Source organism: Synechococcus sp. RC10B2, assembly GCF_047502635.1.
In genome coordinates this window covers 29,941-51,148 of sequence record NZ_JANSHO010000068.1, presented here as the reverse complement: position 1 = coordinate 51,148, position 21,208 = coordinate 29,941, and the positions used below count along the sequence as shown (strand labels likewise).

22 protein-coding genes are annotated in these 21,208 nt (G+C 60.8%); 9 read left to right on the top strand and 13 right to left on the bottom strand.

Annotation, left to right across the window (positions count from 1 at the left end):
- Positions 1-30: 30 nt before the first annotated feature.
- The 7 genes from NW855_RS10230 to NW855_RS10200 all read right to left on the bottom strand — a co-directional run bounded on the left by NW855_RS10230 (position 31) and on the right by NW855_RS10200 (position 5,229).
- Positions 31-252, bottom strand: a complete 222-nt coding sequence (locus NW855_RS10230) for a DUF2839 domain-containing protein (protein ID WP_011428983.1) — start codon at positions 250-252, stop codon at positions 31-33.
- A gap of 231 nt (positions 253-483) precedes the next feature.
- On the bottom strand, positions 484-1,227 hold the full coding sequence (locus tag NW855_RS10225; protein WP_011428984.1) for an anti-sigma factor: 744 nt from the start codon (positions 1,225-1,227) through the stop codon (positions 484-486).
- Positions 1,224-1,805 carry a sigma-70 family RNA polymerase sigma factor gene (locus NW855_RS10220; protein ID WP_011428985.1) on the bottom strand — a complete coding sequence of 194 codons (582 nt, stop codon included), beginning with the start codon at positions 1,803-1,805 and terminating at the stop codon, positions 1,224-1,226. Before NW855_RS10220 ends, NW855_RS10225 begins: the two co-directional genes overlap by 4 nt.
- 229 nt (positions 1,806-2,034) lie before the next feature.
- A complete protein-coding gene (locus NW855_RS10215) occupies positions 2,035-2,841 on the bottom strand; it encodes a DUF4394 domain-containing protein (RefSeq protein ID WP_414402505.1) in 807 nt (268 codons plus the stop codon).
- A gap of 304 nt (positions 2,842-3,145) precedes the next feature.
- A complete protein-coding gene (locus NW855_RS10210; protein ID WP_011428988.1) occupies positions 3,146-3,928 on the bottom strand; it encodes an ABC transporter permease in 783 nt (260 codons plus the stop codon).
- A 17-nt stretch (positions 3,929-3,945) separates the two neighbouring features.
- Entirely contained in the window at positions 3,946-4,689 is a 744-nt protein-coding gene (locus NW855_RS10205) for a class I SAM-dependent methyltransferase (protein ID WP_099812623.1), read from the bottom strand.
- Positions 4,690-4,737: 48 nt separating this feature from the next.
- Positions 4,738-5,229, bottom strand: a complete 492-nt coding sequence (locus NW855_RS10200) for an FHA domain-containing protein (RefSeq protein ID WP_414402504.1) — start codon at positions 5,227-5,229, stop codon at positions 4,738-4,740.
- Between the two features lie 424 nt (positions 5,230-5,653).
- Here NW855_RS10200 and NW855_RS10195 point away from each other — a divergent pair, with 424 nt between their 5' ends.
- Together NW855_RS10195 and NW855_RS10190 are read left to right on the top strand one after the other, a co-directional pair.
- A complete protein-coding gene (locus tag NW855_RS10195; RefSeq protein ID WP_011428992.1) occupies positions 5,654-6,295 on the top strand; it encodes a DUF3038 domain-containing protein in 642 nt (213 codons plus the stop codon).
- A 39-nt stretch (positions 6,296-6,334) separates the two neighbouring features.
- Positions 6,335-7,225 (top strand): DUF4335 domain-containing protein, encoded by an 891-nt coding sequence (locus tag NW855_RS10190; protein ID WP_011428993.1) that lies wholly within the window; start codon positions 6,335-6,337, stop codon positions 7,223-7,225.
- Positions 7,226-7,245: 20 nt separating this feature from the next.
- On the opposite strand, the gene NW855_RS10185 is transcribed toward NW855_RS10190, so the two are convergent.
- Positions 7,246-7,386, bottom strand: a complete 141-nt coding sequence (locus NW855_RS10185) for a hypothetical protein (protein WP_168173324.1) — start codon at positions 7,384-7,386, stop codon at positions 7,246-7,248.
- A gap of 184 nt (positions 7,387-7,570) precedes the next feature.
- A complete protein-coding gene (locus NW855_RS10180) occupies positions 7,571-7,939 on the bottom strand; it encodes a YccF domain-containing protein (protein ID WP_414402503.1) in 369 nt (122 codons plus the stop codon).
- A 228-nt stretch (positions 7,940-8,167) separates the two neighbouring features.
- On the opposite strand from NW855_RS10180, the gene chlP reads away from it, so the two are divergent.
- Positions 8,168-9,388 carry a geranylgeranyl reductase gene (gene chlP / locus NW855_RS10175; RefSeq protein WP_099884389.1) on the top strand — a complete coding sequence of 407 codons (1,221 nt, stop codon included), beginning with the start codon at positions 8,168-8,170 and terminating at the stop codon, positions 9,386-9,388.
- A gap of 6 nt (positions 9,389-9,394) precedes the next feature.
- Here chlP and NW855_RS10170 read toward each other — a convergent pair whose 3' ends face one another.
- Positions 9,395-10,240, bottom strand: a complete 846-nt coding sequence (locus tag NW855_RS10170) for a hypothetical protein (protein WP_011428995.1) — start codon at positions 10,238-10,240, stop codon at positions 9,395-9,397.
- Between the two features lie 360 nt (positions 10,241-10,600).
- On the opposite strand from NW855_RS10170, the gene secD reads away from it, so the two are divergent.
- Both secD and secF read left to right on the top strand, forming a co-directional pair.
- Positions 10,601-11,947 (top strand): protein translocase subunit SecD, encoded by a 1,347-nt coding sequence (gene secD / locus NW855_RS10165; RefSeq protein WP_099812619.1) that lies wholly within the window; start codon positions 10,601-10,603, stop codon positions 11,945-11,947.
- Positions 11,944-12,939 carry a protein translocase subunit SecF gene (gene secF / locus NW855_RS10160; RefSeq protein WP_011428997.1) on the top strand — a complete coding sequence of 332 codons (996 nt, stop codon included), beginning with the start codon at positions 11,944-11,946 and terminating at the stop codon, positions 12,937-12,939. Before secD ends, secF begins: the two co-directional genes overlap by 4 nt.
- A 38-nt stretch (positions 12,940-12,977) precedes the next feature.
- Here the strand turns inward: secF and NW855_RS10155 are convergent, their stop codons facing one another.
- The gene (locus tag NW855_RS10155; protein ID WP_240530353.1) at positions 12,978-14,912 is read right to left on the bottom strand and encodes an FAD-dependent oxidoreductase; all 1,935 of its coding nucleotides are present in this window, start codon (positions 14,910-14,912) and stop codon (positions 12,978-12,980) included.
- A gap of 267 nt (positions 14,913-15,179) precedes the next feature.
- Between NW855_RS10155 and NW855_RS10150 the strand changes: the two genes are divergently transcribed.
- The 3 genes from NW855_RS10150 to NW855_RS10140 all read left to right on the top strand — a co-directional run bounded on the left by NW855_RS10150 (position 15,180) and on the right by NW855_RS10140 (position 17,726).
- Positions 15,180-16,517 (top strand): UDP-N-acetylmuramoyl-tripeptide--D-alanyl-D-alanine ligase, encoded by a 1,338-nt coding sequence (locus NW855_RS10150; protein ID WP_011428999.1) that lies wholly within the window; start codon positions 15,180-15,182, stop codon positions 16,515-16,517.
- Between the two features lie 97 nt (positions 16,518-16,614).
- Positions 16,615-16,836 carry a DUF3134 family protein gene (locus NW855_RS10145; RefSeq protein ID WP_011429000.1) on the top strand — a complete coding sequence of 74 codons (222 nt, stop codon included), beginning with the start codon at positions 16,615-16,617 and terminating at the stop codon, positions 16,834-16,836.
- 353 nt (positions 16,837-17,189) lie between these two features.
- Positions 17,190-17,726 carry a fasciclin domain-containing protein gene (locus NW855_RS10140; RefSeq protein WP_011429001.1) on the top strand — a complete coding sequence of 179 codons (537 nt, stop codon included), beginning with the start codon at positions 17,190-17,192 and terminating at the stop codon, positions 17,724-17,726.
- 107 nt (positions 17,727-17,833) lie between these two features.
- On the opposite strand, the gene NW855_RS10135 is transcribed toward NW855_RS10140, so the two are convergent.
- A complete protein-coding gene (locus NW855_RS10135; protein ID WP_041438020.1) occupies positions 17,834-18,076 on the bottom strand; it encodes a hypothetical protein in 243 nt (80 codons plus the stop codon).
- A gap of 312 nt (positions 18,077-18,388) precedes the next feature.
- On the opposite strand from NW855_RS10135, the gene menD reads away from it, so the two are divergent.
- Positions 18,389-20,197: a 2-succinyl-5-enolpyruvyl-6-hydroxy-3-cyclohexene-1-carboxylic-acid synthase gene (gene menD / locus NW855_RS10130; RefSeq protein WP_414508726.1), complete on the top strand. Its 1,809-nt coding sequence runs from the start codon at positions 18,389-18,391 to the stop codon at positions 20,195-20,197.
- Here the strand turns inward: menD and miaA are convergent.
- Positions 20,121-21,143, bottom strand: a complete 1,023-nt coding sequence (miaA, locus tag NW855_RS10125) for a tRNA (adenosine(37)-N6)-dimethylallyltransferase MiaA (RefSeq protein ID WP_011429004.1) — start codon at positions 21,141-21,143, stop codon at positions 20,121-20,123. The two genes, menD and miaA, sit on opposite strands and share 77 nt — an antisense overlap.
- Positions 21,144-21,208: the final 65 nt, after the last annotated feature.

Genomic DNA, 21,208 nt, shown 5'->3' with positions numbered 1-21,208 from the left:
ACTCCAAGGAGACTCAAGGGATCCAGCCGGCTAGCCCACCAGGTGCCACCAGCCCAGGGCAGGCCCCACAAATCGCACCACCACCCAGACAATGGCCAGGAGAATAATGCCGGCCCAAGCGCCTCGAGTTGTCCAATTGTAGATCGTGCGGGCTTGGGCTTTGGTGAGAGGAATGTCTTTGAGCTGGGGAAAGAGCAGCTCTTGGTCGGGAGTCGGTCTGTTTCGGGTTTTGCGGCGCTTGGCTTCGCCCATAGGGTGGCCTCCAAGTTGGCTTTTGCTGTGCCGGGGTAGTGACCATCATCTTAATGCTGTTACGCTTCCGGTGCGCCCACAACTTTTCCCAACGGCAGGGTGGCTCGGGATCCCTGTTTTGCCGATCCACATCGGCGAGAGTGCTCCGCCAGTCGCTTAAGCAGAGGGATCCTGGCTAGATCCATGCCTTGCCTCCGCCGACGAACCTATGTTGGTTGGCCACTGCTCCCGCTAGCCGGAAATCCACAGAGGGGATCCCTGGTGCTCTTGGGGCCGGCTGCCGTCTTCTTCGGTAATGGCCACTGCCCGCACCCATTCTGTGGATGCGAACACCGGTGGCAAGCGCAGCTCCTGTTCTTGGTTTCCCGCCGCATCCACCCGGAAAGCTGTGGTGAGGATCGCCCCCGCCCTATCTTTGGTGAAGGGCGCTTCCGGCTCCAGCACCACCCAGAGCGCATAGACGCGGCCTTCCGGCAGCGGCGGCAAACCGCGGGCTACCAGCCTCCCCTGCAAGCGCTGCGGATCCACCTCCACCGTAACCGAGCCAGTCACGTTTTCTGCCGTCGGTTGCAATTCATATGTCACCACCTCGACCGGGATCCCTTGCGTCTGGGCCAGTTGCAGCCTGCGCCACAGGTAGAGATTCCCCAGTCCCAAAGCCACGATTAACCCTGCTGCCAATGCCGCCAGGCCCCGCCAGCGAGGGGATCCCTGAATTGTCGTGGAGAGGGGTTTGGGCGCCGGCTCTGTGTAGGCTTGCAGCAGAGAAGCCCGCAGCGCGGGGGGAGGTTGCTTCTCTTCGACGCCGTAGGCCCTTTCCAGGGTCTGTTGCAGGGCTTGCAGCTCCTGCTGCAGCTCCGGGCGCAGCTTGAGCACCGCTTCCAGGCGGTCGGCCTCTTCCGGGGAGAGATCCCCCAGCACGTAGCCGGCCAGCCACAGTTGCAGTTCTTCGGGAGACACAGACTCGGCTTTCATGGGGCGCCTCCCAGCAACTCGCGCAGCCGCAGCAAGCCTCGGCGGGCTCTGGCTTTAACCGTTCCCAAAGGCAGATTCAATTGCTTGGCAATTTCTGTTTGGCTCATGCCTTCGTAATAGGCCATTTTGAGGATTTGGCGTTGATGTTCAGATAGCTGGGCCAAAGCCGTTTGCACCTCGACCGCCTGCTCTGCCCCGGCCAACTGCTCCAGGGCCGGATCCTCGGCGGCATCGCCCTGTAATTCCACTCTGCCCCGTTCCAGGGATCGCTGTCGATTGCGCCAAGAGCGCAGCCGATCCAAACAGCGGGAGCGGGCCAAAATGCCCAGGTAAGTGCGCAGGGATCCCCGCTTGGGATCGAAGGAAGAACGGGCCAAACTCAAAAAAATGTCCTGCGTCAGATCTTCGGCCTCGGCAGAGTTGCCCAGCATCTTGCAGGCGATTCCGTATACCAAACCGGCGTGGCGGTCGTAGAGGATAGCCAAAGCTTGCGACTGGCCTGCCTTGAGGGCTGAAAATACCTCTGCATCGCTTCTCTCCTGCAGAGATCCCTCGGCTTTGTCATCCTCGATCTTCATGGGGGGAAGGAGAAAACAAAACGGCGACGAGAAAGCACTTAGTAAGAAGCAGGCCTTGCCTAAGGCAAGCCAGAAAGGACAGCGGCTCCCATAATCTATCGCCTGCATAGATGGAGGTCAACCCTACTTGAAGAAGTACAGAAGGCCCAATCCCGAGCTGGAATCGGGCCGAAACAAAACAGCAACAATTGGCCAGAAAAATGACTGGAATTGTAACAACCTGGCCGATCTAGAAGGCAGCCAAGCCAAAGAACGGCCCACCCGGCAGCGTGCCCACAGAGGTGGCGCGACCTGTATTCAGGTCAATTCGATACAGGGTGGAGCCGCCGATGGCAAAGCCGGTATCCACCCCGCCGACCGTGCGGATGTCAAACCCGCCCACCGGGCCGAAGTTCACGCCCAGGGGGCCAATCGGCATTTGCACCCCCTCGTTGGGCGGATTCTGGAACAGCAGCAGGTTGCGCTCGCCGTCGATGTTCAACAGCCGTGTGGATTGGGTGCCGGCCACGTTGTTGGTGTAGGCGGCGGCGGTAACAGCCGGTCGGGATCCCTGCAGTTCCATTGGGCCAAAGGCCAAAGGTCTATCTTGGATCACTTCGCCCGTGTCCACATTGATGCGGAAGTTCTGGCCGTTGGCTCCCACCAGGCGCAGCCGATCCGGAACGGGGTTGAAATCCATGCCGGACAGCGTACCCGCCGTAAAGGGAACCGACAGGGTACTGGCCACCGTAGCGGCGCCGGTCTGCAAGTTAAGGGTGTAGAGGATGTTGGCGTCGGTGAGGCCGTAGAGCAGGCGATTGGCAGGACGCACATCAATACCGATCAAACTACCACTCACCCCCGTCACCGTCAGGGATCCCTGTACCGAGGCATCGGTGGAGCGGATGAAGGTGAGGCGGTTGCCGCTGCCCAGGGCCACCAAATCTGCTTGGGAGGGGATCATCGCCATCGGAGAAGCATTGCTGTTGCTGCAGCCCAGCAGAGCTAAGCTACCGGCTGCCACAGATACGGCCACACACTGCAGGTGCTTGCGCATGGAAAATGCTCCTTAAAAAATTGACAAATTGTCTCAGTCGGTGTCAGGATTGTTGACAACAAAACACCCCTCTGCGCCACAAGACAGGTGGCTGCAGATTGCTGCGGCAAGCAGCACTCTCTTTTGCCGCTAGAAAGGCAGGCTAGAGGGATCCCATCCCCCAGCCGAGAATCCGCTTTTGCCCTTTCATTGAGGGGGAAGGCCAATTGTTCTTCCCAAAGGGGATCGCGTGGGGCGCTTCTGTAGCAATTACTCCCATCCTCCCTGCTTGGATGCTCAGGATGGAGAGGTTTGGACGGAGATTTTAACTAGAGGCGCTGGTGTAAAAGCGCAGGGCAAAGCGCCAGAACAAATGGGATCCCCACAGCAGCCCCGCCGCCAGCAGGGCGGATCCCACAAGCCAGGGCCACTGGATCCGACCCAGCAAGGCTTCTGCCGGCACGGTGGTCAAGAAAGCCACCGGCACGACGAAGGTAAAAAACAACCGATAGGCCACCGGATAGGCCACCAGCGGGAATCGCCCCGCCTCCACCAAGCCCCGCAACACCTCGGTGACGTTGTAGATCTTGACAAACCAGATGCTGGTGGCCCCCAGCATAAACCAGAGGCTGTAGAGGATGACCAACCCCAGCAAAAGGGGCACTAGACCCAGAACATAGGCCCAGGCCGGCAGCCGCAACTGGATCCCGGCGTAGAGAATCAACAACAGGCCACAGCCAATATCCACCAGGCCCCAGGGAGAAAACACCCGAGTTGACAGCCAAAACTGACTGCTGATGGGCTTGAGCAACACAAAATCCAGGGTGCCTTCCTGAACTTGTTGCACGATGCGGTTTAAGTTGACGTTAAAAAGGCTGGCCGACACCCCCTGCAAAATGGTGAACACCCCCAAGACGATGAGCGCCTCCGGCCAGCTCCAGCCCCCCAGGCGGTGCCCCTGCTGGTAGAACAGCGACAGCCCAAACAAAGCTGACCCCAGGCCGCCCAAGCTGCTGAGGCTGGCAAAGACAAAATTGGCCCGGTACTCCATTTCTGCAGCTACAGAAGTGCTCCAAAACAACCACAACACCTGCAAATAGCGCAGCACTTGGGTTTTCTCCCATCTCAGCGTTCATTCCACTTGCGGTAGCAGCGGGCAGTAATCAAATAGGGGTGAAACACTTCTAAGAAATGGCTTTGTAACACCTGAAAGAACTCCTCGATCCGCTGTGAATCGTCGAGATGAAAGGGAAATTCGCCGTTAAACCCCTTGAAAAAATACCAGTTAATCAAGAGCTTACCTGCCGGCTGGAGCCAGTCGTCAAATTGCCGCAACTGCGCCGCCGGATCCGGCAAATGTTCCACCACATCGAAGCAGATGACGGTGTCAAAACGGATCCCTTCCGGGAAGGTGTCTGGACAGTGGATGCGTTCGCTTAGGCCCAGCTTTTCCGCCCGCAGTTGCACAAACTGCCGATGGATGGGGTTGATATCCCAGAAGATCACCTGCTCCACCGCCGGGCAGAGGGCCGCCCCAATGGCGTGGGTGCCGATGCCGCCGCCAAAATCCAACACCCGCCCACGGGCATGGTCGGCCACCAGGCGCAGGGTATCGCCGATGTAGTCGGTGCTGCTCAGGTGCCAAGCTGCCAAGTCCAGCAAATAGGCGGATCCCACCCGATCCCGGTAAAAGATCTCCGCCTGATCCCAGATGAAGTCGCGCCGGCCCAGCTCTGCCAACTGTTGCTGGCCAAGCCGCAGCTTCTCCCGCAGCTCGGCGGCCTTGAGGCCGAGAAAGGATCCCAAGTGAGCTTCCAGGTCGAAGCCATTTTGCCAGTAGCCGCTCAGGGCAGGGGGAGTGGGAGTCACGGGAACCCAAAACTCGGCAGGGGGTTGGATTGAAAACCATTCACGCCATCAAGCGGCGGTGAAGTCGTCGTTCTCTCTGGGCGTCTCTTTCAAGGTTTCTCTCTGGGATCCGGTTGGGGTTACATTGTCGCCGAGGGCCGGCGGCCTCAACAGGGCTGCCAGCGTCTCCGGGCTGAGGCGGTCGGTGCTCTCCACGATGGCGGTTACATTGGGCCCAAACCCTATCTTGTCCAAAAGCTGTAGCCGATGAGACAAAACCCGCTTGCCGTTGACGAACAAACCATTGGTGCTGCGGCGGGATGCGGAACTGCCGTCAAAGATCATATAGCCGTACCCAGCCCGGTTCTCTTCCGGGATGCGGATGATCAGGGCGTGTTCGCGGGAAACACAAGAGTCGTAGAGGCGGATGTGGTTGCTGGCTGCCCGGCCCACCGAGTAGTAAATCTTGTCTAAGACAACGCCGCGCCGACCCATCCGATTCGTGAAGATCAAGACCAAGTGAGGAGGGCTGGGTTGGGCAGCAGGAGCGCTCATGCTCATCTGTGGATACGCCCGGAGCTGAGGTGGTCAGAAAGGGCAGACTGGGAACAGTCAGGCAATCAAGCCGCAAAATGCGGATCCCCCTCTCTTCTCACCCGCTATAGGCTTGAATCATACACTATCCTAGGTCAACCCATACCGACAGCGCCTCCTACCCCCTCTTTTTCTCAAGGGCAAACAGGCTGAGAAAATGGGTTCGTTGCAAAAACAACAACTGACCCAGAACAACTCGGTCTGACTTCTAATCTGGTTGGGGAACTCTCAAGAAGCGAGAAAGAGCGGGACAATGCCCAGCGCCTGCCGGATGTCGTCATCCAAGCCCTTGGCAAGGGTCAGAATCAAGCGCAGGAGGGATCCGGTTGCAGGTTTGCCCCAGACAGGAGATCATAGAGTCCTATCAAAGCAAAAAGCTCCCATTGACAGCGTGACGGTGGAACCTAAGCAGACTCAGCTAGACCCTCGGCCCGCCGGCCTCACCACAGCTACCGGAACCATCAAAGCCCAGTTGGATTTGCTGTTGCTGGGGCTGGAGTCCCTGAGCGGAGAAATTTCCGAGGCGGTTCTGGCTGCAGCCAAAGCCCTGAACTTGGAAAAGCAGATCGGCGATCGGGTGGCTCTCTGGCGGCTGCGCAACGCCAACCCTCTGCGCCGCAGCAGCGGTGGGCGAAAAGAAGTCGATATCGAAGAGGCGCGCGCCCTGGTGCTGGTGATTGCTCATCTGGCTGCTCAGCAGCAGGCCCGTATCCGCAGCACCTTGGAGCAACTGGAAGCTGCTGTTGAACAGGAGCTCAGCCCTTTCCGTCAGCCACTGGTGGGCGACTATCTAGATGAGTTTATCTCCCACTACCGCAGCCGCATGGTGGATGGGGATGTGCGTGACGAGAACAGCCTCGCCGAGCTGGCTCTGCGCATCTTGATCGAGCTGATGTTTTACAGCAGCCCAAGAGGGGCCCAGCGTCTATGGAAAGCCCTGCTCAACCGCCCTGAGATGGATCTGCCCGCCGGCAGCGACGAAGAAGGGGAGGTAGCCCATAGCTCCGGATCGGATGCTTTGCCCTCTTCCTGAAATAGGCTCCTTGCTTGTGTTGTTTGCCCGCCAGTTGCCATGCCCAGTCTCACCCTTATCAGTCATACCTATCAACAGCCCACCTCGACCCTCACGGTGCGGGGAGAGGCACCTGGCCTGCCCGAAGCTGCCGAGGGTTCCTCAACGCCGCCCCTGCGAGCCATCCAGCAGAACTTCGAGTGTCAGTTGGAAATTCGCCAGGGGGAGACCACCAAAACTCTGCAGGGGGACAGTGTTTGGCTCAGCGATTTGATCGCGGTGATCGACCGCTACGTCGGATCCCAGCTCAGCGGCGCGCCCAAGGGAACCTTCAGCGGTACTGTGGCCATCCGTCCGCTGGATTTTATTTTTCATCGCCTCACGGTGCGCCAAGGGGAGAATCAGATTGCCCAAGTGGATCTGTCGATGACCCAGTTGTACGACCTGTTGGAGAACCTCTCTCAGGTGGCCGATGACATTCCCCAACTGGCCAGCCTGGGAACGCCGGTAACGCGGGCTTGGTATCGACAGCCTGCCGGGATCGCTGCCCTGCTGGTGGGAGGGATCGCCCTGGTGGCCGGGGTCGGGATCTGGGCCAGCCGCACCCCGGAGAAGAGGGCTCCCACTGCTTTCAACTCGGCCCAGGAGCAGCTCACCGCGCCGGAAGCCTCTGGAGATCCTCTGCTGCGGCTGCAAAACACCCTGGCCCAGCAATGGCAGTCTCCTCCCGATTTGCAGGAGAGCTTGATCTATCGAGTAACGGTGGATGCGGCGGGATCCCTGCTGGCTGCCGAGCCGGAGAATGAGCTGGCCCGGGAACGCCGCGCCGAAACTCCTCTTGCCGACCTGCCGGAGTTGCCGCCGGATCCCTTGCCGACGGGTGCCAAACAGTTCCGCATCAGCCTAGGGCCAGAGAGCCGGGTAGAAGTGACCCAGATAGAGCCCCTCTGAAATCCGGGCTGAGGAGAACGTCACTCCAGACAGATGACCGGCCCCTCTGTGCCACACTGCTCGCCGTGCAGCCACTCTTCCTGGGGATCCGATTGAGCCAAAGACATAGCCGCCAGCAGAGCCAAAGCAGCGACTACCCCCGCGAGCCAGATGCTGCGCATGGTTTTCTCCCCATCTGCGATGAGTTCAATCTCTCGCTTTTCCGCCCGTGTCTTGGTGACCGGATGAGAGGTTCGAAGGCGATCCAAATCACAGTCAACGGCTGGCCGCTCGCCCTCTCCCCTTGCCGTCGCGGTAGAGTTTGGCAGTGATCTTAATCTGCAGGGATCCCCACTTTGCCCTCTTTCAGCGCAGATCCCGGCCAAAAGGCAACAAAGACAGGATGACCAGCTTCAGGTGCTGTTTGGCAAAGGGGATCCCAACGACGGTGACGGCCAGGATCACAGCCCAGAAGAGGTGGTTGAGCACCAGGGGCCAGCCGAAGAGCAACAGCCAGATCACGTTGAAGATCAGCAGCAGCGGGCTGTTGGCATCGGGATACTCCACCACTTCTTTGCCGAAGGGGGCAAGCACTGCAAACCCCAGTTTGAGGCTCTGCCAGCCAAAAGGAATGCCGATGATGGTCAGGCAAAGGCTTAGCCCCCCCAAGATATAGCCCAGACTGGTCAGCAACCCCCCGAAGATCAGCCAAATGATGTTGCCAATTAAGCTCATGATTCAGAACCTCTAGCGCTGAGCCCGGACTGCAGGGCAGGTTTCCGCTCCCCGCCCCCTGGACAAGCAGACGGGGCGGACCCCTTTTTATTGTTCCCATCGCCAAAGCACGTTCCCTTGAGCCTCGCCGAACTGCAATACTTCGTCAAGGTTTGCAACGCTTTTGGGGAGCTGTGGTAGGATGCCTGCTGTCTGACGAGCCGATCTACTTGCAGCGAGGAGAGCGCCTTGAGCCTGAGAGTTGCTGTTGTTGGGGGTGGCCCAGCCGGAGCCTCTGCCGCCGAAGTTCTAGCCCAAGCCGGAATCGAGACCTTTTTGTTTGAGCGGAAGCTAGACAACGCCAAGCCCTGCGGGGGCGCTATTCCCCTCTGTATGGTCTCAGAGTTCGACCTCCCTGAGGAGATTATCGACCGCAAAGTGCGCAAGATGAAGATGATCTCCCCTTCCAACTACGAGGTGGATATCGCCCTCGAAAAGGAAAATGAGTATATCGGCATGTGCCGCCGCGAGATCCTGGATGCCTTCTTGCGCAACCGCGCTCGCCAAAAAGGGGCGGAGCTGATCCACGGCAAGGTGATGCATCTGGAAATCCCCCAAAATGGCCGGGATCCCTACATCCTGCACTACAGCGATTTTTCCGACGGCTCAAATCGGGGAGTACCCCGTTCGCTGGCGGTGGATCTGGTGATCGGGGCAGATGGCTTTCACTCCAAGGTGGCAGAAGCCATCGGTGCCGGCGACTACAACTATGCTCTGGCCTTTCAGGAGCGGATTCGGCTCCCGGACGACAAAATGGCCTACTACGAGGAGCGGGCAGAGATGTACGTGGGGGACGATGTTTCTCCGGACTTCTATGCCTGGGTGTTCCCCAAGTGCGACCACGTGGCGGTGGGCACCGGCACCATGAAGGCCAACCAAGCCCAGATCCAAAAGTTGCAGGCCGGGATCCGCGCCCGCGCTGCCGAGCGGATTCGGGGCGGCCAGGTGATCAAGGTGGAAGCCCATCCGATCCCAGAGCATCCGCGTCCGCGCCGTGTGGTGGGTCGGGCAGCCCTGGTGGGAGATGCGGCAGGCTATGTAACCAAGTCCAGCGGCGAGGGGATCTATTTTGCCGCCAAGTCGGGCCGCATGTGCGCCGAGACCATCGTCGAGACCTCCGAGGGCGGGAAGCGCATCCCCAGCGAAGAAGATCTCAAGCTGTACCTCAAGCGCTGGGATCGCCAATACGGCCTAACCTACAAGGTTTTGGACATTTTGCAACGGGTGTTCTACCGTTCCAACGCCACCCGCGAGGCCTTTGTGGAGATGTGCGCTGACCGGGATGTGCAGCGGATGACCTTTGACAGCTACCTCTACAAGACGGTGGTGCCCATGAACCCTTGGGTGCAGTTCAAGATCACGGTTAAGACTCTAGGCAGCCTGCTGCGAGGGAACGCCCTGGCACCTTAGGGATCCCTACTGCCACTGGAAGGTGACGGTGACCCGATCCCAATTGGCATCGGTTTTCAGAACCCTAGCAGAGGCGCGTTGTCCCGGCGGCACGTCGCTGGGTTCAAACGCGACCACCCGCGTCTCCACCACCTCCTCTCCCCGGTAGAACGTGAAGCGAGCACGAGCGTTGAGGACGGTGCGGGTGCTGCGGTTGATCGCCTCTACGCTCAGGCGGCTGCCAGCCCCCACCCGTTCTTCCTGAATCGAGCCCACGATCACGAAATCTCCCGGGTTGGGTGCAGATTCGGCGGCAGCAGTCGGCGTTGGGCTGGCCGTCGGTGGGGCCGTCTCGGCCTGGCCGGGATCGGGCTGCTTCAAGAGCGCCAAGACGCGGGCCAGCTCCTGCTGAAAGAAGACAAAGGCTTCCCGCGATTGGTTGGCCACCTGGGCCAAGATCAGCCGATCCGACTCTTCCAGGGGGATCTCCAGGAGGGGGGCCGGCCCTTTGAGGGCGACCCGAATGCTGGCGACTTCTTGGTTGATGAATTTATCCAAGTAGGGAAAGATGTTGAGAATGCAGTCTTGAAAGGATCCCATTGGCATAACGCGATTGTTCGTCAGCACTAAGTCGGCTCGCTCACAGCTAGTTCGATCCTCCATATCGATTTCCAGCGGCACCCGAAAAGATCCCAGGCTGGTGTTGGTGATGGTGACGTTAATGCCGTCCACTTCCTGCCGCCAGCCGTGGATGATCTCCAGGCTAGGGCTGGTCACTTCCTCGGTGAAATACTCTCCGGCCCAGGCGGGGGATCCCCATAAAGCTAGGGCCGAGAGCAATCCAGGGAGATAGTAAGTCCGTCTCCAATTCACCTCAACTTTCCCTCCTTGAACTCGCAGATGTCGGGGTAGAGCCAAACCGCACCCAGATGTTGCCTGCTGCCCCGAGATGGCAATAGCCTAGCCCCAGGGCTAGCACAAACCAAGAGGAGACAGCGTTGGTTTAACGGCTTTCAACCTTCTCCTTACTCGGCTCGGCAGCCGAGCGCCCATCTTCTGAGAAACTCGCGGTTGTCTCTGCAGCAGCTCCCCAGAGACCCTACTTGGACGCTCCTGCCGCTGCCGTTTTCCGACTTGTCAGGTGAGGGATCCCGTGTGCGATAGGATCAAAAGGTGCCAAAATCCTGAAAGCCTCGGATCGAGTGCGCCCGTGTTCCTCACCCTTTCAGCAGTATGGCCAGATCTCCAGCTTTGTGGCTCAGTCGCCTCGCTGTTCTGCGAGGGCTGATCTTTATCTTGGCGGTGGTGGTTGCTCTCGTCTACTTGGGCTTCAGCCGCGAAGTTCGTCTTGGCCTTGACCTCAAAGGGGGGACGCAGCTCACCCTGCAGGCTTTGCCCACGGAAGAGGTGCCTGAGATTACCTCTGAGGTGATGCAGGGGGTAGAGGCGGTGATCCAGCAGCGGATCAACGGCCTGGGGGTGGCCGAGCCTCTGGTGCAGATCAGCGGCCAAGATCGCCTGTTCGTGCAGCTGCCGGGGGTGGCAGATCCCGATCGGGCCATTGCTCTTTTGGGCGATACGGCCCGGTTGGAGTTTCGCAAGGGCCTGGTGCCGGTCAGTGCCCTGCCCCGCAACGAGCGGGGAGAGATAACGGCGGGGGAGGATCCCGACGCCCTGTTTGAACGGGTCGGCCTCACCGGCGATCTGCTGCGCAACGCCTATCCCCAAGCCCCCCGCCGCGGATCCCAGACTTGGGAAGTGTTGCTGGAGTTTAAGCCGGCAGGGGCAGAGAAGTTTACTCAGCTCACCCGCGAGTTGGCCGGAACAGGGCGCCCGATTGGCATTTTTCTGGACGACGTGCTGATCAGCGCGCCAATTGTGGGGCCGGAGTTTGCCCGCACCGGCATTACCGGCGGGACGGCGGTGATCACGGGCAATTTCACAGTGGAAACCGCCACCGATCTGGCGGTGAAGCTCAAGGCGGGGGCGCTTCCCGTTCCCATTCGCGTCATTGAAAACCGCACCGTCGGGGCCACGTTGGGGGAAGAGAGCGTGCGCCGCAGCCTCTATGCTGGCATTGCCGGCCTGGTGCTGGTTTTCGTCTTCATGGTGGCCTACTACCGCCTGCCGGGGCTTGTTGCCGATATCGCCCTCCTCATCTACGCCCTCTGTACGTTTGCTCTGTTCCAACTGCTGGGGGTGACCATGACCCTGCCCGGGATCGCCGGCTTCATCCTCAGCATCGGCATGGCGGTGGATGCCAATGTGCTGATTTTCGAGCGCATCAAAGAGGAGCTGCGGGCCGGCAAGTCCATCTACAAGTCCATCTCGGAAGGGTTTAACCGCGCCTTCAGCAGCATCCTCGACAGCAATGTCACCACCCTTTTGGTCTGTGGCGTACTTTTCTGGCTGGGGATGGGGCTGGTGAAAGGCTTTGCGGTAACCCTGGCCATTGGCATTTTGGTGAGCTTTTTCACGGCCATCACCTGCACCCGCACGCTGCTTTTGGCGGCAATGGGGATCCCCGCCCTGCGCAAACCTGAGTTTTACGGCGTTCGCATGGAGGCGGCTCAATCATGACAGCTCAAGAGCTATCCCCCACCGATCCGGCGGTGGGATCCCGGCGGTCGCTTGACTACCGCTTCGACATCGTGGGTCGCAGCAGGCTGTGGTTTAGCTTGTCTCTGGCAGTGTTGCTGGTGGGGCTGGTCAGCATGGCTTTTTCCCTGGCCTCTCTGGGAACCCCCCTGCGGCTGGGGCTGGATTTTGCCGGCGGCACCTTGTTGGATCTGCGTTTTGAGCAGCCTGTCACCACCGACGAGCTGCGGCGGGCTCTGCAGGAACATGACCTGGGAACCAGCATCATCCAACTGGACACCCAGACGGGCCAAGAAGCCCTGATCCGCATGCCCCCTTTGACGGAGCAGGAGCGCCTGGCGGTAGAAGCCACGCTGCGGCAACAGATAGGCCCTTTTGAGCGCAAGCTGGTGGAGACGGTAGGCCCGACGGTGGGGCGTCTGCTCTTGCGCTCCGGCCTTGTGGCGGTGCTCATCTCCTTTGGGCTCATTGTGGTGTATCTGGCCCTGCGCTTCCAGTGGGATTACGCAGTGTTTGCCATTGTGGCCTTGCTGCACGATGTGGTGCTGACAACAGGTCTGTTTGCCCTTTTGGGCCTGACGGTGGGCATGGAGGTGGACAGCCTGTTTTTGGTGGCGCTGCTAACCATCATTGGCTTTTCCGTCAACGACACAGTGGTTATCTACGACCGCATCCGGGAAAATCTGCGTCTGGTCAGCCGCAAGGTCAGCTTTGCCGAGGTGGTGAACCTGTCGTTGAACCAGACTTTTGCCCGCTCTTTGAACACCACCCTGACGACGATGCTGCCCCTGGTGGCCATTGCCATTTTTGGGGGAGCCACCCTGAAGGGGTTTGCCATTGCTTTGCTCATCGGCTTCAGCTTGGGGGTTTATTCCAGCATCTTCATCGCCAGCCCCCTGCTGGTGTGGTGGCGGCAGCGGCGCTATGGCGCCAACAGGGATCCCAATCCCCTGCCTTCCGGCGCAGAGGGGTAGGATCTTCCCTAGCCCAGGGGTAAAGCGGCGGCAACGGCCTACCAGTGCAGTCGCTGGCCGTAGGCAACCAGGTAGCGCTGCAAATCGGCCATTTTGCCCTGGGGCACGATCTGGGCTGGGGTCAAGCCGGGATCCTGGCTGCGGAGCCAAGCCACGGTCAGCCCCGCTGCCGAGCCAATGGTCCACTCGCCGTAATGGGTGCGGGTGGCGGCGTTGACAATGTGGCTGGCGGCGATCCCCTTGCCGCCGATGAGCAGGTTATCCACCTTCTGGGGGATCAGGGCCTCTAGGGGGATGACGATGGGGCGGACGGAAAACTCGTTGACCGGCGCCGAGCTGGCCGACAGGGAAGGCTCCCAGTTGCGGTAGCGACAGCCGTGCATGTCGATGGCGTAGTGGGTGATCCCAACTGCTGTGGGGCTAAAGTCCCGTCCCCCGCTGGCGCCGACGCGAATATCCTGCTCCAGCATCAGGAATTCCGCCTGGCCGTAGGCGGCCCGCCCCAGGATACGCCGCCCCTCCCGGATGTAGGGGTAGAGGCTGAGGCCGGAGCGGGTGCCCAGCAAAGACTCTTCGCCAAACAGCAAGGAGAGGGGATAGCCGGCGCGGGACTGGGTTTCCATCAGCCATTCGGCAAACAGCAGGGCGTGGTTCTCCCCATCTTTGATGGCCGAGACATCCAGCCCCCCCAGCCAGTTGTGGCGCTGCCCTGAGGCCAGCAGCCGCTCTTCCGTTAGGATTAGGGGTGGGTTCATGATCCCCCAGTCGTTGCCGCGGTTCCAGTTCACCAGGGTGAGATCGCCGGGAAGCGGGGTGCCGTAAAAGGGATCCGTGCGGCCTTTGCTGACGATGCGGCGGTAGTTGAAAAAGCTCTGGCCGCTGAAGGTGGGAAACCCCTCCAGGTCGAACTGGCGGCGGTGCTCGGCGCGGGAGTAGCCCGGCTGCAACTGGGCCAGCTCGGCGCGGGAGCGCCCGCCGTCGTCGTGGATGGCCAGCACGAAGGGAAAAGTGAAAGCCTGGGTGCACTCCGGGTTGCTGGCCGGGGCGGCGTTGGGCTCCCCGGTTAGATCTCGCCCTTCTGAGCCCAGCCGGTAGGGGATCCCGGCCCAGCCCACCAGCTCGCCGGTGTCGGTGGCGTCGATCACGAACAAGGGGCGGCCCGGCGGCGCCTGCAGCCGCAGCACCCGCTTGGCAAAGACTTCCGTCTCCTGCCAGCTATACCAGCTCACCAATTCCCGCCACAGCCGCCCCGGCGGCACAAAATCGGGATCCCGCGGCTGCCGCTGCACCGCGTAGATGCTCTCGAGGCGGGAGCCGTCGGCGCTGAAGGTGGCCCCCTTAAAAGCGGTCTGGGTGGCCCAGCGACTGTGGGGGGCGCTGCGGGCGGCCTGTTGCAGCCAGGTTTCCACCGCCTGCAAACCAGCCTGGGGCGGAAAACACAGCCCCCCTACCCAGCAACTGTTGATTTCGGAGACACGGGTTCCCGGCGGGATCCCTGTCCAGGCGGGCAGATGCACCGGCTGGCTTTCGATGAGGGCCTTAAACTCCAGCCAGTGGCGGGAAAAATTGCCCCGCTGCCGCATGGGGAGCGACTCGTCGATGGCTGATACCCCCTGGGAGGTGATCTGGCCCCCCAGCCAAGGGGTGAGCTCGATGAGACAGGTTTGCACGCCCCCCCGCATGGCCTGGCCTGCCGCCGCCACGCCCCCCAGGGATCCGCCCACCACCACCAGCTCGCACTCCCAGATCTCGTCCGGCTGGGGCAGGGGATCCAGCAGCGGCCAGCCGTGGGCCGTAAAACGGGGCACCTCCGGCTCTGGAGCGGCGACGGGCGATCCCCCTTCCGGCTGGGAGAGGGCGGCAAACCCCATCCCCGCCACAAAGCCCAGCAGCGACAGGATCCCCAGCCCCAGAGCTTGTTTGCGCCTGAGTTGCTGCCGCGCCGCTGGGATCCCCTTACCGGCCGTCTTCACCTTAGTTTTGCCTCACACCCCAAGCTTTCTTCCGCAATGCTAGCGGGAGAACCCCTCTTGAGAATAGCTGATGAATAAGGCCCCCTTGAATGGCTGCGGGTGGCTCCGGATCCCCCAGATGGAAGTGCCGGACAAGGGGATCCAAGCAGGTGAAATCGGGCATAGGCAACCGTTGAGCCCTGGATGGCAAGGGCTGGGTCGTTGCCTGGCGTTGGATTGGGCTTTTGTTGGTATCCTACGCGATAGCCGGTCTCCGACTGCTGCTCCATGCTGACCTTGCAAACTGTGGCCGACCTGCTGCAAGCCCCTTTGCAGGGAGATCCCCACCTCTTGGGGTTGCCGGTTCAGGCCCTCTGCACCGACAGCCGCCGGTTGCAGCCAGGATCCGTTTTTGTGGCGCTGCGGGGAGAACGCTTCGACGGGCACGATTTTATTCCGCAAGCCCTGAGCAAGGGGGCCGTTGCTGTCATCAGCCAGCGGCCGGTGGAGGGTCCCCACTTCCAGGTTCCCGATACCTTGACTGCCTATCAGCGCATTGCCAGAGCCTGGCGGGAGCAATTTTCCATCCCGGTAGTGGCCATCACCGGCTCAGCAGGCAAAACCACCACCAAGGAAATGCTGGCGGCTGCTCTTTCGCGCTACGGCAGCGTTCTCAAAAGCGAGGCCAACCACAACAACGACATTGGGGTGGCGCAAACGCTGCTGCGGCTACAACCAGAACACCAGTTTGCCGTTCTGGAGATGGCCATGCGCGGCCCTGGTGAGATTCGCCGCCTTGCACAGATGGCTCGCCCCACCCATGCCTTGATTACCCACATCGGCACCGCCCACATCGGCAGGCTGGGATCCCGCGAGGCCATTGCTGCTGCCAAGTGTGAGCTGCTGCAGGAGTTGGGGCAGGGGATAGCTGTGCTCAATGGTGAGGATCCCTTGCTGTTGGCCACTGCCGCCAGCCTGTGGTCGGGAAAAACCCTCACCTATGGCCTCGCCCAAGGGGACTTGCGAGGAGAATGGGATCCCCAAGCCCAAACCGTAACCGTGGAGGGCTTGACCTTGCCGGTGCCCCTGCCAGGAAGGCATCACGCCCTTAACTGGATGGGGGTGCTGGCGGCTGTGCGCAGCTTGGGTCTGAATTGGGAGCGCCTGCAAGAGCCCCTTGACCTACCGCTGCCTCTGGAGGGGCGCAATCGCCATCTCAAGCTGGCTGGGGACGTGGAGATTTGGGATGAGACCTACAACGCCTCGCCGGAAGCGATGATCGCGGCTTTGCACCTGCTGGCTCAGACTGCGGGAAAACGGCGCTGGGCCATCCTCGGCCCAATGCGGGAACTGGGAGAGCATGCCCCACAGCTCTACGCAGAGGTGGGTCGGGCGGCTGCCTCCTTGAGACTGGAGCGGGTCTGGCTTTTGGATCCCGACGGGGAGATGCAGCCACTGGTTGACGAAAAGCCAGCCGCCGAGGTTGAACGCTTTGAGGAAGCTTCTGCCTTAGTGGAGGGTTTGCAGCAGCAGGTGCGGGCAGGGGATCGACTGCTGTTTAAGGCGGCGCGAGCCGTCGAGCTGGAGCGGGTGCTGCACCGCTTTTTGCAGGCTTGGCAGGGATAAGCTAAGCTAAAGGACAGTCGATAAGTAGCGCCCTATCGAGGCCATCGACCCGAAGCTTGCCCACACCTTCTTCACAGCTGCACTTCTTCTGGACAGCATGTACCACAACCCTTCTCTGCGGGAAGAACCTCGCGATCAGCCTCCAGTAGTGCTGCCCCTGCCCGGTAGCATTTCTATCCTCGACTGGTTGCGCCAGGAAGGCCGGCTGATCGAGCAGCCTCTTGAAGTCCCTGAAGCTGTTTTGGAAGAAGACATCGACGACATCGACGATTTGATCGGGGACGACTACGACGAAGACTTCGAGGCGGAAGAAGAGTAGGCATGCCTGCTGAGATCGCCAACTCGTTTACCCCTCTGCCCAGCACCGCAGAGGTGCCCACTTTGGCGATGCCAATGGAACGCTAACTTGAACAAACAATGTAAACAAACGTAACGATCCCTCAGCCTCAAGGGATCCTCATCGGGCGTGTTTTGGATGGTTCACCGCCATCCCGCGATGATTGTTGCAAATCTAACCTCAGCGGAGAGTAGCCTTGTAAGCCTTGTCAAAAAGGTATTTTGGGGTAGTAGAAATATCTTTTTCGGGGACTTTTTGCGATTTTGAGGAACCCGAGCTCTATCCCGTCCGTCACATAGAAATGTGAACCTACTCTTCACGGATGGTTACATTGCATGATTCGCAATCTCTTCGCTCTCTCCTTGGCTGTTGCCTCGGCCACCACGTTGGTTGCAGCCCCTGCGGTCATTGCCGGCAGCCACGGCGCGACTTCTGAAAGCGTGAAAACCGCTGCCCCTGCCAGCAAAACCATAGTAGATGTTGCTGCCGAGGCCGGCTCTTTCACCACCTTGATCCAAGCCTTGGAAGCTGCCGACTTGGTGAAGGTGCTCTCCGGGGAAGGCCCCTTCACCGTTTTCGCTCCCACCGATGAAGCTTTTGCGGCGCTGCCGCAAGGCACTCTAGAGGAGCTGCTGCAGCCGGAAAACCGCGAGAAATTGACCCGGATTCTCACCTACCATGTGGTGCCCGGCAAAGTCCTCTCCAGCGATCTAAAGGAAGGTGAAGTGACGACGGTCGAAGGATCTTCTGTGAAGATCTCCTTGAGCGACGGAGTCAAGGTCAACGATGCCAAAGTGACGCAAGCAGACATTGAGGCCTCTAACGGCGTCATCCACGTCATCGACAAGGTGATCCTGCCCCCGCAAAGCTAACTTGTCGGTGTTAAGGCTCTAGATCCCAGGGGGGTCTAGTCCGGCCCCTGCCCTCAGGGGTGGGGGCTTTGCGTTGCAACCCAGCCCGGCGACCCTGGCCTTGAGCTCTACAGGTCGATGCCGACGCTGGAAGTGTAGATCGCCTCCACCGACACGCCGGACACCCGCTGCGGACGCACGATCATGTACTCGTTGTCCATTTGCTTGGGCAATGTGATGAACTCGTCCCCACCCACCATCAGTTGGTTGATCAGCTCTGTGTATTCTCTAGCTTCCTTGACCCGTACCTGCATGGTTTGTCCACCTTCGAGCATGATGTGGACAAGGTATCCATCGGGTTTTCTGGCCATGGGTGCTCCTATTGGGTGCAGCGAAGGTCGATAAGGGGCGTTCTCATGAACATTATTCCCCCATCGGAGAGGCCTGGCCAACCCTTGCCCCCGCCAGGAAATCTGGAGTTGCGGCGCGACCAACCGACTTGAGGCAGTTTCCCGGGCGCCTCCCCGGCCCACAGCTCCCCTCCCAAAAAGAGAGGAAAGGCGAAGGAAGGCCAAAGCAAGTGGTTCCCCTGCGATTGGGGATGGCTATAGATTACTAGGATGTGCCTATTTTGGGCTTCCTACCCAACTTGCTCGATCTCCCCGCTGGCTGGGATAGCTGGAGTGACTGGCGCAAACTCCCTTCAACGGCTGGACTGGCGCAACCTCAACACCCTCTGGGGATCCATTTTGGCCGAGACCTTGAGCCGGCTGGGTTGTCGGGTGGCCGTGGTCTGTCCAGGATCCCGTTCTGCCCCCCTCACCTATGCCCTAGCCCAGCACCCTGAGATCGAGGCCATTCCAGCGGTGGACGAGCGGTCGGCGGCCTTTTTTGCCCTCGGCTTGGCCCAGCAAACTCGGCAGCCCATCCCTCTGGTGTGTACTTCCGGCAGCGCCGGCGCCCATTTTTTCCCTGCTCTCATCGAGGCGGCAGAAAGTGGTTGGCCCCTTTTGGTGTTGACGGCGGATCGGCCGCCGGAGCTGCGCCACTGCCGCGCCGGGCAGACCATTGACCAGGTGAAGCTCTACGGCCACTACCCCAACTGGCAGGCGGAGCTGGCCCTGCCCAGCGCCGACCTGGAAGCTCTGGCCTACCTGCGCCAAATGATCATCCACGCCTGGGAGCGTGCTCTCTACCCTTTCCCGGGTCCGGTGCATCTCAACGTGCCTTTGCGGGATCCCCTAGCTCCCGTTGCCGATGGCAGCACGGCGCCGCTGGTTCATTTGCAGGAAGATCCGGAGTTTGAGAAGACCTTTTTCCGCGGGGTTATCTCCCCATCTGGCCTGGTCACCCCGGCTGGCGGTTCTGCATTCGCGTCAACAGCTTCCTTTTGGCGGGAGTGGTGTGGCTGTGAGCGGGGGGTGATCTTGGCAGGGCCGGCCCAACCGGCAGACCCCCAGCGTTATGCAGAGGCGGTGGCCCGCTTGGCGCTGGCCCTGGGCTGGCCGGTGTTGGCGGAGGGACTCTCCCCTTTGCGCAACTACGCTTCCCTCAACCCCTACCTCATCACCACCTACGATTTTCTCCTCCAGGGAGAGCAACCTCCTCTTTGGCCAGAGCAAGTGATCCAACTGGGATCCTTGCCCACCAGCAAGGCGCTGCGGCAAACCCTAGCCCAAGCCCGACCCCGCACCTGGCTGCTCGATCCCCGGGCCCAGAACGCCGATCCCCTCCACAACCCCACCACCCACTTGCCCTTTGTCGTGGAGGAGGTGGCGGCAGGGATCCCGGCAGGCAAGGCCAAAGCAACCGCTTTTCTACAAACCTGGCTGCGGGCGGAAGCCAAAGCTCGGGCTGAGCTGGATCGGCTGCTGGCTGACCTGCCGGAGTGGTTTGAGGGCAAGCTTGCCTGGTGGCTGGCCCACCACCTGCCGCCGGAGACGCCGCTATTTATTGCCAACAGCACGCCGGTGCGGGATGTGGAGTGGTTTTGGCCGCCCAACGATCGCCGCATCCGGCCCTACTTCAACCGCGGCACCAACGGCATCGACGGCATCCTCTCGACTGCCTTTGGGGTGGCCTACCGCCATCGGCCAACAGTGCTGCTGACTGGGGATCTGGCCTTTCTGCACGACTGCGGCGGCCTGCGTCTTGCCCAATGCCTCCAGGGATCCCTGACCATTCTTCTCATCAACAACCAGGGGGGCGGTATCTTTGAGCTCTTGCCCATTGCCAAGGCGGGTCGCCAGGAGCCCAACCCTCCCTTTGAGCCCTACTTTGCCACTCCCCAGGCGGTGGATTTTGCCCTCCTCTGCCAGGCCCATGGCATCCCCCAGCAGCGGATAGAGACCTGGGAAGAGCTGGCCCAGGCTTTGGATCCCTTGCCCGCCCAAGGGGTGCGGGTGTTGGAGATCCTTACGGATCGGCGGGCGGACGCGCGGCGACGGCAGGAGTGGTTCCGGCGCTGGTCTGAGCTGCCATCCACGCCGTAACCCGCTTCCAGATCTGTTCGGGCAGATCCTCGGCCTCGCAGTCCAGCCACTGGATCCCTGGCATGGCCCGAAACCAGGTCATCTGCCGCTTGGCAAACTGGCGGGTGCGCCGCACAATCAGAGGCTGCAGCTCGGCTGCCGGGATCCGCCCTTCCAGGTAAGCGCCGATCTCCGCATAGCCCAAGGTCTGCAAGAGGGGCAGGTCTGGGCCGTAGCGCTGCCGCAGCGTTTTTACCTCCTCAATCCAGCCTGCCGCCAGCATTTCTGCTGTGCGCCGGGCAATGCGTTGTTCCAGACGGGGCATTGGGCAGTGCAACCCCAAGAGCAAAATGGGGTAGTCAGGAGGATGGGCCTGCCGCAGGTAGGAAGCCGGCTTCCCAGTGGTGTAGATGATCTCCAAAGCCCGCAGGGTGCGCACTTCATCATGAGGGTGAATCTGCCCCGCTGCCACAGGATCCAACTGCTGCAGCCAGGCGTAGCGGATCTCGGGCGGCCACGTCTCCAGTTGAGCGCGCAACTGAGGCTGGGGGGGAACTGCCGGGATCCCTAAGCCTGCCGTGATCGACTGAATGTAGAGCCCTGTGCCCCCCACCAGAATAGGAGTCTGTCCCTGCCGATGGGCTGCGGCAATGCGCGCCTGGGCCGCCTGCTGAAACTCGGCCACTGTATAGGTGTGGCGGGGATCCACAAAGTCAATCAACTCGTGGGGCCAGAGGGCCCGCTCGGCGGGAGTGGGCTTGGCAGTGCCGATGTCGAACTCCCGGTACACCTGACGAGAGTCGGCGTTCAACAGGGGGGATCCCAGCCGCTGGGCCAACAGCAGCGCCTGGCGCGACTTGCCGGTGGCCGTGGGGCCAGCGATGACGACAAGCCCCGGCCTTGCAGTCGAGGAGGGGGAGGGAGGTTCTCGACAGTCGCGCCCATTTGGAGACCGGTTTTGATCCATCCGCCGGCAAGAAAGTTCACCCAGGGCAGCAGATTAAAATTTTCAAAGAACCTTAGCGCTGTGGC

What these genes read in the sequence shown, in the direction of transcription:
- NW855_RS10230 (WP_011428983.1), bottom strand. Translation starts at nt 252, where the DNA reads ATGGGCGAAGCCAAGCGCCGCAAAACCCGAAACAGACCGACTCCCGAC.
- NW855_RS10225 (WP_011428984.1), bottom strand. Translation starts at nt 1,227, where the DNA reads ATGAAAGCCGAGTCTGTGTCTCCCGAAGAACTGCAACTGTGGCTGGCC.
- NW855_RS10220 (WP_011428985.1), bottom strand. Translation starts at nt 1,805, where the DNA reads ATGAAGATCGAGGATGACAAAGCCGAGGGATCTCTGCAGGAGAGAAGC.
- NW855_RS10215 (WP_414402505.1), bottom strand. Translation starts at nt 2,841, where the DNA reads ATGCGCAAGCACCTGCAGTGTGTGGCCGTATCTGTGGCAGCCGGTAGC.
- NW855_RS10200 (WP_414402504.1), bottom strand. Translation starts at nt 5,229, where the DNA reads ATGAGCATGAGCGCTCCTGCTGCCCAACCCAGCCCTCCTCACTTGGTC.
- NW855_RS10190 (WP_011428993.1), top strand. Translation starts at nt 6,335, where the DNA reads ATGCCCAGTCTCACCCTTATCAGTCATACCTATCAACAGCCCACCTCG.
- NW855_RS10185 (WP_168173324.1), bottom strand. Translation starts at nt 7,386, where the DNA reads ATGCGCAGCATCTGGCTCGCGGGGGTAGTCGCTGCTTTGGCTCTGCTG.
- NW855_RS10180 (WP_414402503.1), bottom strand. Translation starts at nt 7,939, where the DNA reads ATGAGCTTAATTGGCAACATCATTTGGCTGATCTTCGGGGGGTTGCTG.
- secD (WP_099812619.1), top strand. Translation starts at nt 10,601, where the DNA reads ATGGCCAGATCTCCAGCTTTGTGGCTCAGTCGCCTCGCTGTTCTGCGA.
- secF (WP_011428997.1), top strand. Translation starts at nt 11,944, where the DNA reads ATGACAGCTCAAGAGCTATCCCCCACCGATCCGGCGGTGGGATCCCGG.
- NW855_RS10150 (WP_011428999.1), top strand. Translation starts at nt 15,180, where the DNA reads ATGCTGACCTTGCAAACTGTGGCCGACCTGCTGCAAGCCCCTTTGCAG.
- NW855_RS10145 (WP_011429000.1), top strand. Translation starts at nt 16,615, where the DNA reads ATGTACCACAACCCTTCTCTGCGGGAAGAACCTCGCGATCAGCCTCCA.
- NW855_RS10140 (WP_011429001.1), top strand. Translation starts at nt 17,190, where the DNA reads ATGATTCGCAATCTCTTCGCTCTCTCCTTGGCTGTTGCCTCGGCCACC.
- NW855_RS10135 (WP_041438020.1), bottom strand. Translation starts at nt 18,076, where the DNA reads ATGGCCAGAAAACCCGATGGATACCTTGTCCACATCATGCTCGAAGGT.
- miaA (WP_011429004.1), bottom strand. Translation starts at nt 21,143, where the DNA reads ATGGATCAAAACCGGTCTCCAAATGGGCGCGACTGTCGAGAACCTCCC.